The sequence below is a fragment of the Mycobacterium sp. 852002-50816_SCH5313054-b genome, assembly GCF_001667185.1.
Taxonomy (GTDB): Bacteria; Actinomycetota; Actinomycetes; order Mycobacteriales; family Mycobacteriaceae; genus Mycobacterium.
This window is the reverse complement of record NZ_LZIC01000118.1, coordinates 36,752-56,566: the sequence shown is the minus strand read 5'-3', so window position 1 is coordinate 56,566 and position 19,815 is coordinate 36,752. Positions and strand designations below refer to the sequence as shown.

The following is a 19,815-nucleotide window of genomic DNA, read 5'->3' as shown; positions in this document are numbered from 1 at the left end:
GCCGTCGCCGCGCGAAACCGATGTGCCGCGTTGCGATGAGTTTCGGTCTCGGAACTTGTCTATATGAGTAGTTCGAAGCCCCTGCACCTCCGTGTGGGGGCTTTTTCAGTTGAGAGAGGCTTGTGATGGACCCAATCGCGGACAAAGCAGTTCTGATCACCGGCGCCAATCGCGGCATCGGCCGGGCCCTCGTGGCGGAGGCCCTGCGCAGGGGGGCACGGCGGGTGTACGCCGGCACGCGTGGCGTTTCGCCGTCGCCCGATGAGCGGGTGGTCCCGCTCACGCTCGACGTGACCGACGGCGCGCAGATCCGCGCGGCCGTCGCCACGGCCGGATCGCTTGACGTGCTGATCAACAACGCCGGCATCGCGCTCTACGACGATCTCAGCGATCCCGGGGTGCTCGAACGGCACCTGGCCGTCAACCTCTTCGGCACCTACGCGGTGACGCAGGCCTTCCTGCCGGCACTGATTCGATCCCAGGGCGCGGTGGTCAACAACCTGTCGGTCAACGCATTGGCGCCCCTGCCGCTGATTCCCGCCTACTCGGCCTCCAAGGCGGCCGCGCTCAGCCTCACCCAGTCGCTGCGCGCCCTCCTGGCTCCGCAAGGCGTGCGGGTCCACGCGATTTTCACCGGTCCGGTGGACACCGACATGACCCGGGCCCTCGACATACCGAAAACAACCCCGCTGTCCGTCGCCGCCGCGGTTTTCGACGCCTTGCAACGCGGCGAACACGACATCTTCCCCGATCCCATGTCGCAATCCATCGCCCAGGGCTGGCACAGCGGCCCCGCCAAGGAGCTGGAGCGGCAGTACGCCCAGCTGCTCGCCACCCACGCCTGACCGCACAACCAGGAGGACACAATGAACAACCTATCCGGCAAGACCGCGCTCGTCGTCGGCGCAAGCCGCGGGCTGGGCAGGGGCATCGCACTGGCTACGGCCACGGCCGGCGCCTCCGTGATCGCCGTATCCCGCAGCGCGACAACGTTTCCCGAGCCCGACGGCGCCGGCAGCGTTCAAGCGATCGTCGCGGACGCGGCCGACGCCTCGGTGCCGGGCAGCCTGCTGGACCGATACGATCCGGACCTTCTGGTTTTGGTGGCCGGGGCGACTCCACTGATTCGCCCGCTGCAGCACCACACCTGGGAGACGTTCTCGGCCAACTGGAACACCGACGTGCGCATCGCCTTTCACTGGCTGCGGGAGGCGCTGCTGAAACCGCTGCGGCCCGGCAGCACGGTGGTGGTCGTCAGCAGCGGCGCGGCGCTCGCCGGCTCGCCGCTCAGCGGCGGGTACGCCGGCGCCAAAGCCACCCAACGGTTTATCAGCGGCTACGCCCAAGACGAGGCGGACCGCGCGGGCCTCGGCATCACCTTCACGGCCGTGCTGCCGCGGATCACCCCGCTGACCGACCTCGGCCGCCCCGCCGTGCGGGCCTACGCGGCCCGCAACGGTCAATCCGAGGAGGAATATGTCAGGCAGCTCGGCGAGCCGGTGAGCCCGGGGTCGGCCGGTGCGGCCGTCGTGGAGCTGGCGCGGGCGGACACCGCCGGCGTTGCTCCGGGTTACCTCCTGACCGGCGCGGGGCTGCAGAAGCTCGCCTGAAAAGTACTGCACCACAACGAAAGGCTCACGATGAAAATGCAGACACCCCCGATCGTCTCGGCGCAGGACTGGGAGGCCGCGCGCCAGCAGCTGCTGGTCAGGGAAAAAGAGCTGTCCCGGGCGCGCGACGCGCTGGCCGCCCAGCGCCGGCGCATGCCGTGGCTGCCGGTGGACAAGCCCTACCAATTCGACGGGCCCAACGGCAGGGTCAGCCTGCTGGACCTGTTCGGTGGCCGACGCCAGCTGATCGTCTACCGGGCGTTCCTGGAACCCGGGGTGGACGGCTGGCCCGACCATGCGTGCCGGGGCTGCTCGATGATCGCCGATCACATCGGCAACCTGGCGCATCTGAACGCCCGTAACACCACGCTGGTGTTCGCATCCCGCGCCGGCCAGCCCGACATCGCCCGGGTGAAGGCCCGGATGGGATGGCACATGCCGTGGTACACGATGATCGACGACTTCGACCGCGACTTCGGCGTCGACGAGTGGCATGGCACCAACGCCTTCATCCGCGACGGCGAACGGGTGTTCCGTACGTACTTCATCAACAACCGCGGCGATGAGGCGCTGGGCACCACCTGGAGTTATCTGGACATGACCGCCATTGGGCGGCAAGAGGATTGGGAGGACTCCCCGGAGGGCTACCCACAGAGCCCCGCGTATGCGTGGTGGAACTGGCACGACGCCTACGGCGACCAGCAACCGCAGTGGTGGGACGACCCCGACCCGGGCGGGCGCGACCCCAGCGATCCCCGGCCGCCACGCCGCGACTCGTGAAAGGCTTTGGGCATGGCGGACGCCGGCATCGATGATTTCGCACAGGTCGCCGAACGGTACCGGCCCGAGTTGCGGGCGTATTGCTACCGCATGCTCGGGTCCGTTGACGAGTGCGAGGATCTCGTGCAGGACACCTATCTGCGGGCGTGGCAGGCCTACGGGGGGTTCGAGGGCCGGTCCTCAGTCCGGCTGTGGCTCTACAAGATCGCCACGAACACGTATCTGAACGTGCTGCAGACCCGCAAGCGGCGTCCGCTGCCCTCCGGGCTCGGCGCCCCGGCCGACAGCGGGGCAGTCGCGCTGGCCCCGGCGCAATCGGACATCCCGTGGTTGCAGCCCGCACCGGACAGCCTGTTGTACGGCGCCACCGACGACCCCGCGGTCGTCGTGTCGGTGCGCAGCAGCGTCCGGTTGGCGTTCGTCGCCGCCCTGCAGCATTTGTCGCCCTTGCAGCGCGCGGTCCTGCTGTTGCGCGACGTATTGGGTTGGCAGGCCGGCGAAGTCGCCGAAATGCTGGAGACGTCCACCCCGGCGGTCAACAGCGCCCTGCAACGCGCCCGCGCGCGATTGGCCGAGGCCGGCCCGACGCTCGACGAGCTCGGCGAACCCACCGAACCCGAACTGCGCGACGTGCTCGACCGCTACATGGCCGCCTTCGAACACGCCGACGTCGACGCATTGGCGGAACTGCTGCGCGCTGATGTCGAGCTCGAAATGCCGCCCATTCCAACCTGGTTCACCGGTCGGGATGCGGTGTGCGCGTTCCTGGCCCGGGTCGTGTTGCACACCGCGGATCAATGGCGGCTCGCCCCCACCCAGGCCAACGGCGCCCCGGCCCTCGCCATGTACCGGCGGGCGCCGGACGGTTCGTTTCACGCCCATGGGCTGGACGTGCTGTCGTTGGCCGGCGGTCGCATCTCGCGCATCGTTGCCTTCAACGACGCGGCGCTGGTCGCAAAGTTCGGGCTGCCCGAGGCGTTCGTGGCACCGGGGAGCTGAAGGCTCCGGGCGTGTCCGACACCGACGAGCGGGCCGTGCTGACAGAGGCGGCCCGTTACCTGTTCCAGAACCTGCTTCTGGTTCGCGAAGCGGACCTCGCGGCGCCGACGCCCTGTCGACAGTGGGACCTGCGCCGCCTGCTGCAGCACGTCTGCGCCTCGTTGGCGGAGGTCGCCGACGTGCTGGCGGCGCGCGACTTCGACGAAGGGCCGGCGGCACGTTCCGATCCGGTGGGCGCGGTGCGGGCCGCGATCGTCGACTTTGTGCTCGCGGTCCAGGCGCACCAGACCGCTCCCGGCCCTAGGGGCCGGTGGTGCGAAATCCAGGGCCGGACGCTGTCCGCCAAAACCGTTGTCCACGTGGGTGCCATCGAGATGGCCGTGCACGCGTGGGATATCGCCCAGGCCTGCGGGATCGATCGACCCATTCCCTCGGAGACTGCGTCGGCCCTGTTGTGGGTTTCGCCACCCCTGGCCCGGGCCGGGCGGGCCGGACACGTGTTCGCCGAACCGGTGCCGGCACCGGCGACCGCTACGCCAAGTGATCAGCTACTCGCCCTCTTTGGCCGTCGGTGCGTCCCTCGTTAAGACCGCCTCGTCGCCCCGACCGCACCGTTCGCGGCGCCGCACGGGGGCACGGACCGGCCGCGGCGGGCACCTAGACTGCGCTCATGGATTGCGGTTCCCGGCACAGCGCCGCGGCTCCACAGGGGCTGCTACTGATAGAGGACTGCCTGAACGCCGAGGGCGGCGTCGAGTTGCCGCCGGGCACCACCCTGATATCGCTCATCGAGCGCAACATCGCCAATGTCGGTGACGCCGTGGCGTATCGCTTCCTGGACTATGCCCGCTCCGAAGGAAACGCAAGAGAAGTGACCTGGGCCCAATTCGGGGTCCGGTTGGGGGCCATCGCTGCGCGGGTGCAGCAATTCGCCGGCGAGGGCGACCGGGTGGCGATCCTGGCGCCGCAGGGCATCGACTACGTCGCCGGCTTCTACGCCGCGATCAAGGCCGGGACCACCGCGGTGCCGTTGTTCGCGCCCGAACTGCCCGGCCACGCCGAACGTCTGGAGACGGCGCTGCGCGACTCCCGGCCCGCCGCGGTGCTCACCACGGCGGCCGCGAAGGAAGCGGTGGAGAACTTTCTCGTCAACCTCCCGGACTTGCGCAAGCCGCAGCTGATCGTCATCGACCGGATACCCGACTCGGCGGGGGAGCTGTTCGTGCCCGTCGAACTCGACGTCGACCGCGTTTCGCACCTGCAGTACACCTCGGGTGCGACGCGCCCCCCGTTCGGGGTGGAGATCACCCACCGCGCCGTCGGCACCAACCTCGTGCAGATGATCCTCTCGATCGACCTGCTGGACCGAAACACCCACGGCGTCAGCTGGTTACCGCTCTACCACGACATGGGCCTGTCGATGATCGGCTTTCCCGCCGTGTACGGCGGGCACTCCACCCTGATGTCGCCCACCGCCTTTGTCCGCAGGCCGCTGCGCTGGATCCACGCGCTGTCCGCCGGGTCGAAGCAGGGTCGGGTGGTGACCGCCGCTCCGAACTTCGCCTACGAGTGGACGGCGCAGCGCGGGCTGCCCGCGCCCGGTGACGACGTCGACCTCAGCAATGTCGTGCTCATCATCGGTTCCGAGCCGGTCAGCATCGAGGCGATCCGGACCTTCAACAAGGCCTTCGCCCCGTATGGATTGCCGCGCACGGCATTCAAGCCCTCGTACGGCATCGCGGAGGCGACCCTGATGATCGCGACCATCGATGCCTCCGCCGAGGCATCCGTCGTGTATCTCGACCGCGAACAGTTGAGCGCCGGTCGCGCGATTCGCGTCGCGGCGGACGCCCCGAACGCGGTGGCGCAGGTGTCCTGCGGGCGGGTCGCTCGCAGCCTGTGGGCGGTGATCGTCGACCCCGACAGCGGATCCGAGCTGCCCGACGGTGAGGTCGGCGAGATCTGGCTGCAGGGCAACAACGTCGGTCGCGGATATTGGGGGCTGCCCGAGGAAAGCCGGCTGGCCTTCGGCGCCACGCTGCACTCGCGGCTTGGCGACGGCAGCCACGCCGAGGGCTCGAAGGCCGGGCGGCCCTGGTTGCGGACCGGGGACCTGGGCGTGTACCTCGACGGCGAGATCTACGTCACGGGCCGCATCGCGGACCTCATCACCATCGCGGGCCGCAACCACTACCCGCAGGACATCGAGGCCACCGTCGCCGAAGCCTCGCCGATGGTGCGACGTGGGTACGTGACCGCGTTCTGCGTGCCGGAGCACGGCCAAGAGCGTCTCGTGGTGATCGCCGAACGCGCAGCGGGCAGCGGTCGCGAGGATCCCCAGCCGGCGATCGAGGCGATCGGGAACGCGGTATCACGCCGGCACGGCGTGCCGGTCTCCGACGTGCGTTTCCTGCCGGCCGGTGGCATCCCGCGCACCACCAGCGGCAAACTGGCCCGCCGAGCCTGCCGCGCGCAATACCTCAGCGACGCACTGGGAGTGCATTAGCAAGCGCCGCCCCCTCGCCGGAAGGCACAGCGGTGGCATCCTGGCGGGGTGGGTCTGCTCATCCGACTGGCGGAGCTCCTGATCGTGATCCTGCCGCTGACGGGCATGGTGGTCGCGGTGGTGCGGGCGTTCACCGCCAACAAGCGGCGCGCCGAAGAGCCGCGGGAGCTGGATCAAACGCGCCCGGCGGAAGCCGTGGGGGCGCCGGACGGTAACGCCAATAGCCAAGCGGCGCAATGGTATTCGCTCCGGCGTGTCATCGACGAGCACGGCCGCACCGACGCACGCTGGCTCGAGTACGAACTCGACGTCGCCAAGCTGCTCGACTTCCCGCTGATGACCGACATGCGTGATCCGCTCACGGTCGGCTTCCACAAAGCCAAGCTCCGGGCGGACTTCCTGCGCCCCGTCAAGGCCGAAGACCTCCTGGATGATCGGGAGGCAGCGGCGCGGTATCAATCCGCCGTCGAGGACTACGTGACCGCGTTCAACGTCGCCGAGGCCGAGGCGACGCGCAGGCGCCGCAGCGACTTCTCCGCCGAAGCCCGGCAGCGGATCGCGCGCGCCCAGAGCCTCTTGCGGGTGGCCGCGGACCCCGCCGCGGCGCCGCAGGAACGACAAAAAGCCTTCGACCTGGCCCGCAAAGAGCTCGACGGCCTCATCGTGTTGCCCTCGACGACGCAGGCCAGCATCGCGCGGGGGATCTCCGGTCAGCTGGAGGGATAGGCGGCAAAGCCGACGAGTGCCACCATGATCGAGTGGCCGTCCCTCCCGAACTTCCGGACGCGCAACCGGGTCTCGCCGGGTATCCGGTCGCGCCGCCACCGCTTCCGGGACGCGTCACCTTCGAGCAGCGCTGGGCCGATCTGACCTTCATCCACTGGCCGGTGCGGCCGGAAAGCGTCGACGCCCTCTACCCGCCCGGCACCCGTCCGGACGTCTTCGCGGACGGGATGACCTATGTGTCGCTGATCCCGTTCGTGCTCGCCAGCACCCGAGTTGGCACCGCGTTCCCGCTGCCTTACTTCGGCCGATTCGCCGAGACCAACGTCCGGCTCTATTCGATCGACGACGCCGACCGGCACGGTGTGATGTTCCGGTCGCTCGAAACCGCGCGCCTGGCCGCCGTGCCCGCGATCCGGGCGGGCCTCGGCGTGCCCTACACCTGGGCGAAGATGCGGGTGACGCGCCGCGGCGACCACATCGACTACGACAGCGTGCGCCGCTGGCCCCGCCGCGGCCTGCGCAGCCGGGTGACGGTCGCCCTCGGTGACGTGGTCGAGCCGACACCGTTGGAGGTCTGGCTGACCGCCCGGTGGGGCGCGCACACCCGCAAGGCCGGCCGGACCTGGTGGGTGCCCAACGAGCACGACCCGTGGCCGATGCGCGCCGCCGAGATCGTCGAACTGAGCGACGAGTTGCTGGGCGCGAGCGGGGTACGGCCCGCCGGCGAGCGCCTGCGTGCCCTGTTTTCCGACGGCGTGCGGGCGCGCTTCGGTCGCCCGTGCCTCGTGGACCGACCCACGATCACGGGCAGCAGTACCCACCATCGATGACGATGTCGGAGCCGGTCATGTAGCTGGACGCCTCGCCGGCCAGATACACGTACAGGGCGGCGAGTTCCTCGGGCCGGCCCAGCCGGCCCATCGGTATCTTCGGCTCCCACTGGGCGTGTAGGTCGGCGAAGGGCATGACGAGCTCCGTGAGGATGTAGCCCGGACTGACGCTGTTCACCCGGATGTGGTGCGGCGCGAACTCGACGGCCATGGCCTTGGTCAGGTGGATGACCGCCGCCTTGGAGGCGCAGTAGTGGCCGACCTGCTGGGGAATGTTGATGATGTGCCCGGACATCGACGCCGTGGTGATGATGGACCCACCCCGGCCCTGCGCGACCATCGCCCGCGCCGCGGCCCGGGCGGTCAGGAACACGCCCGTCACGTTGGTGTCCTGGATGCGCTGGAATTCCTCGGGCGGCATGTCCAGCATCGGTGTGACGGTGATGATCCCGGCGTTGCAGACCGCGATGTCGATGCCGCCCAGCTCCGCGGTCGCCCGGTCCAGCATGCCGTCGACCTGGTCGGGCCGGGTCACGTCGCAACTGATGGGCACCACCCGGCCGCCGGCCGCCGTAAGCTCCGCGGCGGCCTCCTCCAGGGCCTCGGGATGTCGTGCCGCGATCGCCACTTCCGCGCCGGCTTGGACGTAGGCCAGCGCCACTTCCTTTCCGATGCCGCTGGATGCCCCGGTCACCAGAGCCTTCTTGCCGTGCAGGTCGAACAGCTTCAGCACGCCCATGCGATATCTCCATTCAGAGCAGTCACCTTGAATCGAAACACGTTCTAGTGTGTCCGCTATGGGCAAATTCAGCAGGGCCGAAATCGAGCAAGCCGTCGACAACTACACGACGGTCGTCGAGGGGTGCAGCGCCTCGGGCGACTGGCGACCATTTGCGGATCTCTTCACCGAGGACGTCGTCTACACCGAGCATCACTACGGCGTCTTCCACGGCCGCGAGGCGGTGCGGGACTGGATCGTCGCGGTGATGGCGCCCTTCCCGCACATGCGTTTTCCGAATGACTGGGTTGCCCACGACGAGGACAACGACGCCGTCGTCGTCATGATCAAGAACCTGCTCGACCACCCGACCGACCCGGACGGCGAGCCGTTCTGGTTTCCCAACTGGACCCGGCTGGTCTACGCCGGCGACGGCCTGTTCTCCAGCGAGGAGGACATCTACAACCCGAACCGGGACGCGCCCCGGGTAGTCGCGGCCTGGATGCAGGCCGGCGGCCAGCTCGCGTCAACCGAGATCCTGCAACCCCAGGCGTAGCGCGGGGCTAATCGCCTGAAACCACTCGGCCCGCGACGAACGCGAGCGCTTCACGGAGCAGCGCGGGCCAGGCTTCTTCGCGGCCAGATCCGATGGAGGCCCATTCGCGAAAGCGCCGACCGGAAGGCGCGAACGGTTCGGCCGCACCGGCTTCGATGAGTCCGTCGACCCGGGCCGCCGGCAGCTTCACGACGAGCGCGTTGCTGCGCCGGTCGTAAGAGGCGAAGAAATGGCCGTCGGCGCGCAGGCAGGGGAGGCCCATCATGGTCGACCGGGTGATGGTGGCGTCGGCCAACAACGGTTCGGCGACCGCCCAGAAGCTGGCTTCGGTGGACCCGCCGGTCACCGGTGTAGCTCCGCACGACTTGGCACCCGACGATCGGCCCACGGATCGGCGCCGACGTCCTCGCCGTCGGCGGTGCGGCGTAGCCGGTCGAGGTAGTGGGTCCAGCCGCCGTCGTGAGCCTCCGCGGCCCCATCCTCGAGGCCACGATGGAGCAGTTTGACGAGCGTGGTGCCGTCCGGCTGCGCGACGAGGTCGATCTCGACTGTGGTTGAGCCCGGCGGGATCCCGACGTCGGCGCGTTCCCAGCCGTAGGTGAACACGATTCGCCGCGGCGGGTCGACTTCGACGTAGCGGCCCGACACGGTGTCGCCGTTGGGGTGGGTCCAGCGGACGACGCCGCCCGGGGTGGCCTCCAGGATTGCGCCCTCGGCCATCCATTGGCCGAATTGCACCGGGTCGGTGAACAATTCGAAGACACGCTCGGGGGTCGCCCGCACGGCAAGCTGCTGGATGACGAGCTTCACGGCGATTCGCCTTCGGCGGCGGCGCGTAGCCGTTGCAGCGGCGCGGCCCAGAAGTCGTCGAGCAGCGCGGCCACCTCGGCGACCCGCGCCAGGTCGGCGCGATACAGCCGACGCGTCGCATCGACACGGACGTCGACCAGTCCCGCGTCGCGCAAGATCTTGAGGTGTTGGCTCGCAGCCGATTTCGACAGCCCGGCGGCCTCGGCGAGGGCTGACGCGGGCCGCTCCCGATCCCATACCAATCGAAGCATCGTGCGCCGGCCCGGGTGGGCCAACGCCCGGATGGCATCCTCGACGGCCGGCTCTGTCATGGTGCGCGGCCCATCGCCGCCAGCAGCCGATCCTGCGCCGACGCGCCCGCGCCAGGCACCACCTCGGGGCCGATGATCCCCGCTTCGCGCCCCCGCCTTGGCATTTCGGGGAGAAACATGGCCGCGCAGGCCTCCACCAGGCCCGCGTCGAGCCGTTCATCCTGGCCCGTCGCCCGGGCCAGGTCCCAGGTGTGGATCAGCACGTCCATGAACGTGCCGGCGACGGCGTCGGACACCGGCCAGTCGAAGCCGAGCGGCGAGACGCAGACGCGCTCCATCGCGCCGGGCGATTCGAGGGCGGTCAGGACGCGGTCCACACGGTCTCGGTAGTCGGTGGCGGCCCGTCCCGCGGGCGAAACCGGCTCGGCCCCGGTCGCCGCCGAGAGCAGATAGTCCGCGCCGCCGACAAGGTGGTCAATGAGCTGCTGCACCGACCAGTCCGAGCACGGCGTCGGCCACCCGAGCTGGTCGGGCCTGACCGCCTCGACGGCCGCAACCGCACGATCCGTCGCAGCGCGGTACAGCAGCGGGGGAGCGACGCCTTTGTTAAGCACTCGCTAAATTTAGGACTTGCTAAACGAATAAGTCAAGCCCCGCGCGCACGCTACGACCTGCCGACCGGTACGGCCGTGGCGGTAAAGACCCGCCTCCGCCGGCGCGACCGGACCGCGCTCAACGCCTGATCCCAGGCCAGCAGCGTCGTCGCCTTCAGGTTGGCGGGCTTGACGCTGTCCCTGGACAGCAGCGCCGTGGCGGCGGCCTTCGTGCTCGCCGACGCCTTGGACATGTGACCGGAGTCGAACGGCGGCTGCGGGTCGTATTCGATCGCGAGCTGGATCGCCTTGGCGCGGCCCTCCCCGCCGATCTGGCCGGCCAGCCACAGCGCGAGGTCGATCCCGGCGGACACGCCCGCGCTCGTGATCACGTTGTCCTGCTGCACGATCCGCTCGTCGGACACCGGGATGACGCCGAACGCCTGCAGCGCGGGAAGAGCGATCCAGTGCGACGTGGCGCGGCGGTCCTTGAGCAGACCGGCGGCCGCCAGGATCACCGAACCCGAGCACACCGACGTCGTCCAGCCGGCGGTCGAATGCGCCCGGCGCAGCCACTCCAGCAGCGCCTCGTCGCGCGCGTGCACCGGAGTCGACGGGCCGCCCGGCACCAGAATCACGTCCGGGGAGGGGGTTTCGGCCAGCGAGTGCGAGGCCCCGATCACCAGCACGCCCGAGTCGGCGGTGATCGGTCCGGGTTCGTGCCACACGAATCGCACCTCAGCGCCGGGCAGGTTGCGCAGCACCTCGTAGGGGCCGATCATGTCCAGCGCGGTGAAGCCAGGGTAGACCACGATTGCGATTTGGGTTTGGGACATCGGGGTGATCCTTTCTCGATCAGGCGAAAGCCTTGCGGTACTGATCCGGTGGAATGCCGACGCGCCGAATGAAGTTGCGCCGCATCGTTTCCGCGGTGCCGAAGCCACACCGGGCCGCGATGGCGACGACGGTGTCGTCGGTCTCCTCCAACTGCCGGCGCGCGGCTTCGGTGCGGATGCGTTCGACGTAGTGGCCGGGCGCCTCGCCCACCTCGTCGGTGAAGACGCGCGTGAAGTGGCGCGGGCTCATCGCCGCGCGGCGGGCCAGGTCCCCGATGCTGTGCGGACCACCCGGTTCGGCCTCGATGGCCTCCTGCACCTGGCGGATGGAGGTGCGTTTGGCGCGCGGCATCCACACCGGCGCCGCGAATTGTGTCTGGCCGCCCGGGCGGCGCAAGTACAGCACGAGCCAGCGGGCGACCGTCTGCGCGACGTCGGTGCCGTGGTCGTCCTCGACCAGGGACAGCGAGAGGTCGATGCCGGCGGTGACACCCGCGGCCGTCCACACCGTGTCCGAGCTGCGGATGAAGATCGGGTCCGGATCGACGTCGACGGCGGGGAACTCGCGGGCCAACCGCCCGGCGAACGCCCAGTGGGTGGTAACCCGCCGGCCGTCGAGCAGCCCCGCCTCGGCGGCGAGGAACGCGCCCGTGCAGACGGTGACCACCCGGCGGGCGTTTCCGGTGACCCTTTTGATCCAGCCGAGCAACTCCGGATCGGATCGCGCTTCCTCGACGCCGCCGCCGCCGGGCAACACCACGGTGTCGATGGCTTCGCTCGGGTCGGGCAGCGGCTCGGCCAGGAAGGCCAGGCCGGTGGCGGTGGTCACCGGCCGGCCGTCGACCGACGCCACGAGGACGTCGTACCCGCCCCCGGTCAGCAGCGACGCACCGGTGAACACCTCGTGGGGCCCCACCACGTCAAGCCCCTGAACGCCGGGAAAGCCGACGATCACCACCTTGCGAGCCATGCACTCAGCCTCGGCCACCCCTGGCATGGCGTCAACGCCCCATACCCCACGAATTAGGACATACGGACCTGACCCGAGGGGTCCGCACCGGGCTTGGCAGACTGTGCCCATGGCACAGATAACCTTGCGTGGAAACCCGATCAACACCGTCGGCGAGCTTCCGGCCGTCGGCTCTCCGGCCCCGGCCTTCAATCTGGTCGGCACCGATCTGGGCGCGGTCAGCAACGACCAGTTCAGCGGTAAGCCCGTGGTGCTGAACATCTTTCCGTCCATCGACACACCGGTGTGCGCGACGAGCGTGAGGACCTTCAACGAGCGCGCGGCCGCGAGCGGCGCGTCCGTGTTGTGCGTGTCGAACGACCTGCCGTTCGCACAGGCGCGATTCTGCGGCGCGGAAGGCATCGAGAACGTCAAGACGGGGTCGGCGTTCCGCGACAGCTTCGGACAGGACTACGGCGTCAGCATCGTCGACGGCCCGATGGCCGGACTGCTGGCGCGCGCCGTGGTCGTGGTCGGCGCCGACGGGCAGGTCGCCTACACCGAGTTGGTGCCCGAGATCGCGCAGGAGCCCGACTACGACGCGGCGCTGGCGGCGGTGGGCTGACGCCGTCTGTTTGCAGCCTCGAGCGCTAGGGCCCTCTGAGCTGCCATATCGTCACAATTGCGTGTTAGCCTCAACAATGGCAAACAGCAGCGCCCGCTTAGTCGCGGGCTCCGTCGCAACCTTGGTCCTGCTGACCGCGTGCAGCCCCAAGTCCACCGTCAGGCCGGAGGGGGCGGCGCAATCCGTCGTCGACGTCGTCTCCGGCCAGACGGGCTTTCACCCGACCGATGTGCACTGCCCCTCGGGGGTGGAGGCCAAAGTCGGCCAGGAGTTCGACTGCCACTTCACCGGCCCCGAGGGCAAGCCCTACACCGCGCACATGCGCATCACCAAGGTCGACGGTGAACGGGTCGACTTCGACGTCAGAAGCCGTCCGTCGTAACCGGCCCTATTCGCTCGGCCGTGGCCACCGGCGTCAACGGTCATCAGCCGCGCGGGTCGATCAGGTCGCGGAAGCCCGCCGCGGGATAGACGGACGCGCCTAGCGCGGCGACCCGATCGGTCAGCCCTTTGTCCGATGTCACCACCCGAATGTCGTGCGGCCGGGCGTCGGCCCGCACCAGCCGGACGATCTGGTCGTCGGCGGAGTTCGCGGCCGGCCGGGGAGCGTACGCGACCTCGATCACCGAGGTGGGGATGGCGGTCGCGGGCGGCCGCTCAAACACCACGGTCACCGGCTCTCCTTGCATCGCTGCCCATCGGTCGAGACTTTCCACCAGCGCGACCATGGCGCGGCCGCGGTCCTTCCACCACCCGTCCGGGCGACTCCCGATCACGTTCATGCCGTCGACGATCCACCGCACAGACACACGGTAGGGCACAGCGGTTGCGGGGCTCTTCGGCGTTCTGGTGTGAACCCTGGGCGTTTCGTGTGCGCTCACGGCGGCGACACGCCGAGGGGACCTGCCCTGAACGCACGCTCAAAGCCCTCAGCGCACACTCGACCGGGACATGTGCAGGCCGAGTACTACGGCGGCGACGGTCGCGATGGTATTAACTACGGTCACCGGTATCAGTGTTCTCCACTGCTGCCTCACACCGATGATGGGAAACGCCGATGACGTCGTTAGCCGACACGGAAGACCGGGTGGTTTCGCTGGCCCGCGGCATGCGGGACCTCGTGCAGGCCCAAGCCGCCGAATCCGAGCGGGCGCGCACGCTGACCCCGGCGATCGTCGACGAAATGTGGGAAAGCGGGCTGATGTCGTCGTTCAACCCCGTCGAGGCCGGGGGCGTCGAGCCGTCGTTCACCGAGATGATCGAGACCTGGATCGAAATGGCTTGGCAGGACGGATCATTCGGGTGGATCGGCATCGCCAATCTGCCGTCTTCCTTCGCCGCCGCGGCGTACCTGCCCGACGAGGGCTTCGCGGAGGTGTTCACGGCGCACGACAACCGGGTCACCCTGGGCGGGCAGTTCTTTCCGAACGGGCAGGGCGCCGCGGTCGACGGCGGTTACCAGGTGACCGGGGCGTGGAACTTCGGCTCGGGCATCGGTCACTCCGAATACGTCGCGGCCGGGTTCCTGCCGATGGACAACGGCGAAATGCGTTGGATCAGCGAGGGCTTGCCGGAGATGCGCGTCGCCGTGATTCCGCGCGCGCAGATCAGCTTCGACGACGGCTGGCACGTGCAGGGCCTCAAGGGAACCGGCTCCTACGACTACAGCGTCCAGGACGTGTTCGTGCCGTCCAGCCGCACCTTCGAGCTGTTCGTCCGGGAGCCGCACCGCGGCGCCTCACCGGCCACGCGGATGGGGCTGATGCCGGTCACCGCGGCCGGTCACGCGTCGTGGGCGCTCGGCGTCGCCAAGAGCATGCTCGACGACGTCCAGGAACTGGCGGCGACGAAGTTCCGGATGAGCGACATGGCCTCGCTGGCCAGCCGCCCGACGTTCCAGAAGGGGCTGGCGCACCACCGCGCGGCCTGGCGCGCCGCGCGCCTGCTGGTGATCGACGCGTTCACCACCGCCGAGGCCGCCGTCGCGGCCGGCGACGACCTGACACCGGCCCTGCGCGCCGACATGCGGGTGGCCGCCGTCTATGCGACCGACACGGCGCGGGCCTGCGCCGAGTGGGCGCATCTGGTCGCGGGCACCAGCTCGATCCGCGAGGGCAGCCGCCTCGAGCGCGCCTTCCGCGACATCTACACCGGAACCCAGCATGCCTTCATCAGCGAGAAGGTGGCCATCGATGTGGCGCAGATCTGGCTGGGCATCATCGACGACCAGCCGGGTCTGTAAGTCGCTGACGCCGGCTATGGCGGCCGCCGGACGCCGAAATCGACGCTAGCTGCCGCCCACTCGAACTTCTGCGCGCCAGCGTCGATCTCGACGAATGACACCCCTGAGCACAATGCGCAAAACCGGGTAATCGTCGCTTATTTCGACTATCGCCCACAACCGCGACACCGGCCGCGCCGCACCGAAATTTCGGTTTCAGCAGATAACCGGCTACACCGCACCAACGCGGCGCGACGGCCCAATACCGCTAACGCGAACGAGATTCGCGCAGCAGCCATTCGGCCACTCCCGCGCCGCGACGGAAAGTGCGGATCAATGGAGGGACGGGATTCCACGTATTCGGTGACGGCCTCGGGCGCGACCAGCCCGAAGCGGACCTGCAGGTCGATGGGGTTCAAGCCGAAGTACTTCGCGGCCCTGATCAGATTGTCGGCGGTGATCAGCCTGCCCTCGCGAGCGGCCTTGTAGTTAGGCCGACTTGCGGTACCCGAACGCCTCGTAGACCTCAGTGGCGGCAAGGGGCCTACCCACCAGGTAGGGCAGGACCACCGTCGGATCCTTGTCGCGGTCGTCCATAGTGCGAAACCAGTAGCCCACGGCGGTGGACACCGCCCGGCATGAGGACACCCATCGGTGTCGGCGGATGGCAGCGCCTACTATCAGCGCATGCGCGGCTCAAAGATCTTGATCACCGGTCCGACCGGTCAACTCGCCACCCCCATCGCCCTGGCGCTGGCGTCGGAAAACGAAGTGTGGGGCATCGCCCGCTTCAGCAACCCCGCCGCACGAGAAGGCCTCGAGAAGGCGGGGATTCGGTGTCAGACCGTCGACCTGGCCGCCGGGGACTTCACCGGCGTCCCGGACGACTTCGACTACGTCCTGAACTTGGCGGTCGCCAAGAGCGGACATTGGGACAAGGACCTCGGCGCCAACGCGGAATCGGTCGGCCTGCTGATGGCGCACTGCCGCGGGGCGAAGGCCTTCCTGCACTGCTCCTCGGCGGCCGTCTACGACCCGCCCGACGACGAACCCCGAACCGAGCACGCCGCCCTCGGCGACAACCACAAGTTCTTGTTTCCCACCTATTCGATCTCCAAGATCGCCGGGGAGGTCGTCGCCCGGGCGATGTCGCGCATCCTCGATGTGCCGACGACCATCGCCCGTCTCAACGTGCCCTACGGCAACAACGGCGGGTGGCCGTATTACCACATGGAGATGATGCTGGCCGGCATCCCGATTCCGGTCCCGCCCGGCGGACCGGCCCACTACAACCCGATCCACGAGGACGACATCATCGCGACCGTCCCCAAGCTGCTCGAGGCGGCGTCGGTCCCGGCGACCACCGTCAACTGGTGCGGCGACCAGGCAGTCAGCCTCCAGGAGTGGTGCGCTTACCTCGGTTCGCTCGTCGGCAAGGAGCCGGTGTTCGAGGAAAGCGCGCACGCGTTGCGGGGCAATCCGACCGACGGGGAGCGGATGCACGAGCTCATCGGCCGCACGCAGGTCGACTGGCAGGACGGGTTGCGCCGCATGGCGGCGAAGTTCCACCCGGAGCTGGTCGGCGCGTAGGGACAACGCCTGATCACAGGTGGACTAGAAGCCGCTCGGCGAACGTCTCGGGATGCTCCCGGTGCATGAAATGCCCGCCGGGGACCTCCTCGACGACATACTCGTTCGCGAACATCCGCGCGGCGCGCCGGTAATCCGCTGGCTCGGCGATCGGGTCGTCCAGCCCCGCGAAGACCACGGTCGGCACCTCGATCTTCGCCTTCAGTGATGCGCTGGGGACGGGGGAGAGCTTGCGGTAGTAGCCGAACGCCGCGTTCAAACTCGCCGGGTTCGCGAAGCTGGCACGGACGGCGTCGAACTCGTGCGGGTCCGGGTTCCAGGTGGGCGACCAGCGCCGGCAAATGGCGGGCAGAGCCGCAAAGTCGTTGCGCGCGAAGCGTTTCGGTGCGCCCGGCAACTTGTACGCCGCGAAGTGGCGGACGCCCCAGAGCTTTTTCAGCGTCGGCTTGAGCGCCGCCGGGTGCGGAATGCCAACGACGAACAGCTTTTTGACGCGGCCCGGCCCGAGCGCCGCCGCGCCGTAGGCGGCCGAGGCTCCCCAGTCGTGCCCGATGACGACGGCCTCGCGGGCGCCGAGCGCGTCGATCAGCGCGAGCGGATCGCGGGCCAGCGTCTCCTGATCGGCATCCCGGGTGGGAATCGCACTGGGGTGGTACCCGCGCATGAACGGGCTGACCGCGCGGAAGCCCGCGGCGGCGAGCCGCGGGCGCAAATCGTCCCAGGTGTGCGGGGTGTCCGGGAACCCGTGCAGCAAGAGGACGAGCGGCCCGGTGCCGTCCTCCAGATAGGCGAACCTCAGCCCGTTGGCTTCGACGAAGTGGATCTCATCGGCCATGGCTTGGGACACTACGCGCTGTTCGATCTCGGCGGTCAGGTGCGCTCGACGGGTTTGACGAGTCGGGACGCCGCCTCGACGGCCGCGGCGCGCCGTCGGGCGATAACCGCCGCGTCCGAGGTGACCGCCGCGGGGTCGGGCCAGTGCGCCCACGCCAGGGCGATCGCGAAGAGAAAAACCAGCAGCTGCTGCGGATCCCATGCCGTGTCGACGTGGCCGTCGGCCTGCGCCTGCTCCAGGGCGGCGAGTGCCCGCTCGGGCGGGTGCTCCTCGTCGAACTCCGGAATGTCCAGTGGGAAGCCCTCCAGCCGGGCCCACGTGATCATCCGGTCGTGCTCGGGCCGGTTCTGCGCCAGGTCGAAGATGCCGCCGACGAACTCGGGCACCGCGTCGGGGCGCAGCTCCACGGCCCGGAAGAATTCCGCGCCGTCGGTGGCGACCACGTCGCGAAACAGGGTCTCCTTGTCGCCGAAATGGGCGTACAGCCGTTCCTTGCTGGCGCTGGCGGCGCGCGCGATGCGGTCGATGCGCGCGCCGGCCAAGCCGTACTGGGCGAACTCCGCGCGGGCGGCGGCGAGAATTTCGCCGCGGAGCTCTGTCCTGGATCTCACAGGATCATCATATACAGACGAACTAGTTCGTTTGTTATGGTGGTCTCAACCATGCGTGACGACACGAGAAGGAGACGCAGTGATGGTTACGACCCAAGCCCCGGACCAGGCAATTGCGACGATGCCGCGGGGTGGACCCGACGCATCGTGGCTGGATCGTCGATTCGAGACCGATGCGCTCGAGTACCTCGACCGCGACGACGTGGCCGACGAGGTCAAGCAGAAGGTCATCAGCATGCTCGACCGGATGGGCACGTTGACCAATCAGCATGAGAACTATGCGCGCGCGGCGCTCAGCGTCGTCGCCGACATCCCGAACCCGCGCATCCTGGAGCTCGGCGCGGGCCACGGCAAGCTCTCAGCGCAGATCCTCAAGCTCCACCCGTCGGCCAGCGTCACCGTGAGCGACGTGAACCCGCACTCGGTGGCCAACATCGCGGCGGGCGAGCTGGGGCAGCATCCGCGGGCGCGCACCCAGGTCGTCGACGCCACGGCGATCGATGCCGCCGACGACAGTTACGACCTGGTCGTGTTCGCGCTGGCGTTTCACCACCTGCCGCCCGCGGTCGCGGCCCGCGCCGTCGCCGAGGCCACCCGCGTGGCCAAGCGATTCCTGGTCATCGACCTCAAGCGGCGCAGCCCGTTGGGCACCTTGCTGTTTCCGGTCGTGGCGCTGCCCCTCAACCTGGCGCTGATGCCCTGGTCGTGGATTCGGCCGTCGCTGCACGACGGGTTCATCAGTGCGCTGCGCGCCTACAGCCCGTCGGCGATGCAGGCGCTGGGGCGCGCCGCAAATCCCGAGATGAGCGTCGAGATGCTGCCAAGCCCGACGCGGTTCGGGCCGCCCTCGCTCACCGTCGTGTTCACCCGCCCGAAAGCGGACCGCCGTGGCTGACAACACCGACCTGGCCGCGTTGACGGAGCCCAGCCCACGGGTACAGGCGCTGCGGCGAGTCCTCGACCACGTGACCGACCGGATCCGCCCGCTCACCGACCTCTCCCGGCCCTATGTCGACGGCGTCGAACACCTGCCCGCGGACGGGCGATTCCTGTTGGTGGGCAACCACACTCAGTTCGGCTCCGAGGTCTTTTTGATCTCGGACACTGTGCGACGCACGATCGGGACCCGGGTGCGCCCACTGGCCGAACGGGGTTTCGGGCGCATGCGTGGGTTGCCCGGCGACCTGATCGCGGCGTACGGCGCCGTGGTCGGCGCGCCGGAGACCGCGCGCGAACTCATGCGCAACGACGAGACCATCCTGGTGTTTCCCGGGGGCGGCCGCGAGATCGCCAAGTTCAAAGGCGAGGAGTACCGGCTGCGCTGGCAGGGACGCGCGGGATTCGCGCGGTTGTCGGTGGAGAACGGCTACCCGATCGTGCCGGCCGGTCTCGTCGGCGGCGACGACATGTACCGCAGCCTGACCACTCGTGACGGCGCGTACGGGAAATTCAGCGAAGCCCTGGGCCGTCGATTGAACGGACGCCCGGACATGGCGATGCCATTGCTGCGGGGGATGGGGCCGACTCTGATTCCGCGACCGCAGCGGATGTACCTCCGCTTCGGCTCGCCGATCGATACCAGCCGGCCGCTCGGCGTCACCGGACAGGAGTGGGTGGACATCGTCAAAGGCCAAACACAACGGGCGCTGGAGAACATCCTGAGCGACCTGCGGTGGCTGCGCGACGGCGATCCGTATCGCAACCTCAACCCGTTGGCGTGGCGAGCCGCGGTTACCCCGTAGTCGTTTCCGCGACACATAACCAGTTGC

General features: G+C 69.0%; 27 protein-coding genes. 16 read left to right on the top strand and 11 right to left on the bottom strand.

Annotated elements, in window-relative coordinates; all coding sequences use genetic code 11:
* Positions 1-125 precede the first annotated feature (125 nt).
* The 8 genes from A5787_RS21560 to A5787_RS21525 all read left to right on the top strand — a co-directional run bounded on the left by A5787_RS21560 (position 126) and on the right by A5787_RS21525 (position 7,451).
* The gene (locus A5787_RS21560) at positions 126-845 is read left to right on the top strand and encodes an SDR family NAD(P)-dependent oxidoreductase (RefSeq protein ID WP_066970782.1); all 720 of its coding nucleotides are present in this window, start codon (positions 126-128) and stop codon (positions 843-845) included.
* A gap of 21 nt (positions 846-866) precedes the next feature.
* Positions 867-1,610 carry an SDR family NAD(P)-dependent oxidoreductase gene (locus A5787_RS21555; protein ID WP_066970780.1) on the top strand — a complete coding sequence of 248 codons (744 nt, stop codon included), beginning with the start codon at positions 867-869 and terminating at the stop codon, positions 1,608-1,610.
* A 36-nt stretch (positions 1,611-1,646) separates the two neighbouring features.
* A complete protein-coding gene (locus A5787_RS21550; protein ID WP_066970839.1) occupies positions 1,647-2,390 on the top strand; it encodes a DUF899 domain-containing protein in 744 nt (247 codons plus the stop codon).
* A 12-nt stretch (positions 2,391-2,402) separates the two neighbouring features.
* Positions 2,403-3,389 carry a sigma-70 family RNA polymerase sigma factor gene (locus A5787_RS21545; RefSeq protein ID WP_066970779.1) on the top strand — a complete coding sequence of 329 codons (987 nt, stop codon included), beginning with the start codon at positions 2,403-2,405 and terminating at the stop codon, positions 3,387-3,389.
* Positions 3,390-3,400: 11 nt separating this feature from the next.
* Positions 3,401-3,976, top strand: a complete 576-nt coding sequence (locus A5787_RS21540; RefSeq protein ID WP_066970777.1) for a TIGR03086 family metal-binding protein — start codon at positions 3,401-3,403, stop codon at positions 3,974-3,976.
* Between the two features lie 83 nt (positions 3,977-4,059).
* On the top strand, positions 4,060-5,895 hold the full coding sequence (locus A5787_RS21535) for a fatty acyl-AMP ligase (protein ID WP_066970775.1): 1,836 nt from the start codon (positions 4,060-4,062) through the stop codon (positions 5,893-5,895).
* A 48-nt stretch (positions 5,896-5,943) separates the two neighbouring features.
* Positions 5,944-6,621 carry a hypothetical protein gene (locus A5787_RS21530; protein ID WP_066970773.1) on the top strand — a complete coding sequence of 226 codons (678 nt, stop codon included), beginning with the start codon at positions 5,944-5,946 and terminating at the stop codon, positions 6,619-6,621.
* 32 nt (positions 6,622-6,653) lie between these two features.
* Positions 6,654-7,451 carry a YqjF family protein gene (locus tag A5787_RS21525; protein ID WP_066970771.1) on the top strand — a complete coding sequence of 266 codons (798 nt, stop codon included), beginning with the start codon at positions 6,654-6,656 and terminating at the stop codon, positions 7,449-7,451.
* Here A5787_RS21525 and A5787_RS21520 read toward each other — a convergent pair.
* Positions 7,423-8,190 (bottom strand): SDR family oxidoreductase, encoded by a 768-nt coding sequence (locus A5787_RS21520; RefSeq protein ID WP_066970770.1) that lies wholly within the window; start codon positions 8,188-8,190, stop codon positions 7,423-7,425. The two genes, A5787_RS21525 and A5787_RS21520, sit on opposite strands and share 29 nt — an antisense overlap.
* A 58-nt stretch (positions 8,191-8,248) precedes the next feature.
* On the opposite strand from A5787_RS21520, the gene A5787_RS21515 reads away from it, so the two are divergent.
* Positions 8,249-8,725, top strand: coding sequence for a nuclear transport factor 2 family protein (locus tag A5787_RS21515; protein ID WP_066970768.1), 477 nt, complete (start codon positions 8,249-8,251; stop codon positions 8,723-8,725).
* A 7-nt stretch (positions 8,726-8,732) separates the two neighbouring features.
* Here A5787_RS21515 and A5787_RS21510 read toward each other — a convergent pair whose 3' ends face one another.
* Genes A5787_RS21510 through A5787_RS21485 form a run of 6 tightly spaced genes read right to left on the bottom strand, consistent with a single transcriptional unit; the run spans position 8,733 to position 12,185 of the window.
* Complete coding sequence (locus A5787_RS21510) at positions 8,733-9,071, bottom strand: hypothetical protein (protein ID WP_082977365.1); 339 nt, start codon at positions 9,069-9,071, stop codon at positions 8,733-8,735.
* Positions 9,068-9,535, bottom strand: a complete 468-nt coding sequence (locus A5787_RS21505; protein WP_066970766.1) for an SRPBCC family protein — start codon at positions 9,533-9,535, stop codon at positions 9,068-9,070. The genes A5787_RS21510 and A5787_RS21505 overlap by 4 nt, the downstream gene beginning before the upstream one ends.
* Complete coding sequence (locus A5787_RS21500; RefSeq protein ID WP_066970764.1) at positions 9,532-9,846, bottom strand: helix-turn-helix transcriptional regulator; 315 nt, start codon at positions 9,844-9,846, stop codon at positions 9,532-9,534. The genes A5787_RS21505 and A5787_RS21500 overlap by 4 nt, the downstream gene beginning before the upstream one ends.
* A complete protein-coding gene (locus A5787_RS21495) occupies positions 9,843-10,400 on the bottom strand; it encodes a TIGR03086 family metal-binding protein (RefSeq protein ID WP_082977364.1) in 558 nt (185 codons plus the stop codon). Before A5787_RS21495 ends, A5787_RS21500 begins: the two co-directional genes overlap by 4 nt.
* Before the next feature lie 50 nt (positions 10,401-10,450).
* The gene (locus A5787_RS21490; RefSeq protein ID WP_066970762.1) at positions 10,451-11,215 is read right to left on the bottom strand and encodes a DJ-1/PfpI family protein; all 765 of its coding nucleotides are present in this window, start codon (positions 11,213-11,215) and stop codon (positions 10,451-10,453) included.
* Between the two features lie 19 nt (positions 11,216-11,234).
* Positions 11,235-12,185: a GlxA family transcriptional regulator gene (locus A5787_RS21485; RefSeq protein WP_066970760.1), complete on the bottom strand. Its 951-nt coding sequence runs from the start codon at positions 12,183-12,185 to the stop codon at positions 11,235-11,237.
* A gap of 109 nt (positions 12,186-12,294) precedes the next feature.
* Here A5787_RS21485 and tpx point away from each other — a divergent pair, with 109 nt between their 5' ends.
* Positions 12,295-12,789, top strand: coding sequence for a thiol peroxidase (gene tpx / locus A5787_RS21480; protein ID WP_066970759.1), 495 nt, complete (start codon positions 12,295-12,297; stop codon positions 12,787-12,789).
* A gap of 76 nt (positions 12,790-12,865) precedes the next feature.
* Positions 12,866-13,171, top strand: coding sequence for a DUF4333 domain-containing protein (locus A5787_RS21475; RefSeq protein ID WP_066970757.1), 306 nt, complete (start codon positions 12,866-12,868; stop codon positions 13,169-13,171).
* 43 nt (positions 13,172-13,214) lie between these two features.
* On the opposite strand, the gene A5787_RS21470 is transcribed toward A5787_RS21475, so the two are convergent.
* Entirely contained in the window at positions 13,215-13,592 is a 378-nt protein-coding gene (locus A5787_RS21470; protein ID WP_066970755.1) for an NYN domain-containing protein, read from the bottom strand.
* Positions 13,593-13,846: 254 nt separating this feature from the next.
* Between A5787_RS21470 and A5787_RS21465 the strand changes: the two genes are divergently transcribed.
* Both A5787_RS21465 and A5787_RS28360 read left to right on the top strand, forming a co-directional pair.
* Positions 13,847-15,031 (top strand): acyl-CoA dehydrogenase family protein, encoded by a 1,185-nt coding sequence (locus tag A5787_RS21465; protein ID WP_066970753.1) that lies wholly within the window; start codon positions 13,847-13,849, stop codon positions 15,029-15,031.
* A gap of 315 nt (positions 15,032-15,346) precedes the next feature.
* Positions 15,347-15,499 carry a hypothetical protein gene (locus tag A5787_RS28360; RefSeq protein ID WP_231994103.1) on the top strand — a complete coding sequence of 51 codons (153 nt, stop codon included), beginning with the start codon at positions 15,347-15,349 and terminating at the stop codon, positions 15,497-15,499.
* Here A5787_RS28360 and A5787_RS28355 read toward each other — a convergent pair whose 3' ends face one another.
* The gene (locus tag A5787_RS28355) at positions 15,500-15,640 is read right to left on the bottom strand and encodes a hypothetical protein (RefSeq protein WP_231994102.1); all 141 of its coding nucleotides are present in this window, start codon (positions 15,638-15,640) and stop codon (positions 15,500-15,502) included.
* A gap of 57 nt (positions 15,641-15,697) precedes the next feature.
* Between A5787_RS28355 and A5787_RS21455 the strand changes: the two genes are divergently transcribed.
* A complete protein-coding gene (locus A5787_RS21455; protein ID WP_066970833.1) occupies positions 15,698-16,600 on the top strand; it encodes an NAD(P)-dependent oxidoreductase in 903 nt (300 codons plus the stop codon).
* Between the two features lie 13 nt (positions 16,601-16,613).
* Here the strand turns inward: A5787_RS21455 and A5787_RS21450 are convergent, their stop codons facing one another.
* Complete coding sequence (locus A5787_RS21450) at positions 16,614-17,435, bottom strand: alpha/beta fold hydrolase (protein ID WP_066970752.1); 822 nt, start codon at positions 17,433-17,435, stop codon at positions 16,614-16,616.
* Between the two features lie 35 nt (positions 17,436-17,470).
* A complete protein-coding gene (locus A5787_RS21445; protein ID WP_066970750.1) occupies positions 17,471-18,046 on the bottom strand; it encodes a TetR family transcriptional regulator in 576 nt (191 codons plus the stop codon).
* 82 nt (positions 18,047-18,128) lie between these two features.
* Here A5787_RS21445 and A5787_RS21440 point away from each other — a divergent pair, with 82 nt between their 5' ends.
* Entirely contained in the window at positions 18,129-18,941 is an 813-nt protein-coding gene (locus tag A5787_RS21440) for a class I SAM-dependent methyltransferase (protein ID WP_066970748.1), read from the top strand.
* Positions 18,934-19,788 carry a lysophospholipid acyltransferase family protein gene (locus A5787_RS21435; RefSeq protein WP_066970747.1) on the top strand — a complete coding sequence of 285 codons (855 nt, stop codon included), beginning with the start codon at positions 18,934-18,936 and terminating at the stop codon, positions 19,786-19,788. The genes A5787_RS21440 and A5787_RS21435 overlap by 8 nt, the downstream gene beginning before the upstream one ends.
* The last annotated feature ends 27 nt before the right edge of the window (positions 19,789-19,815 follow it).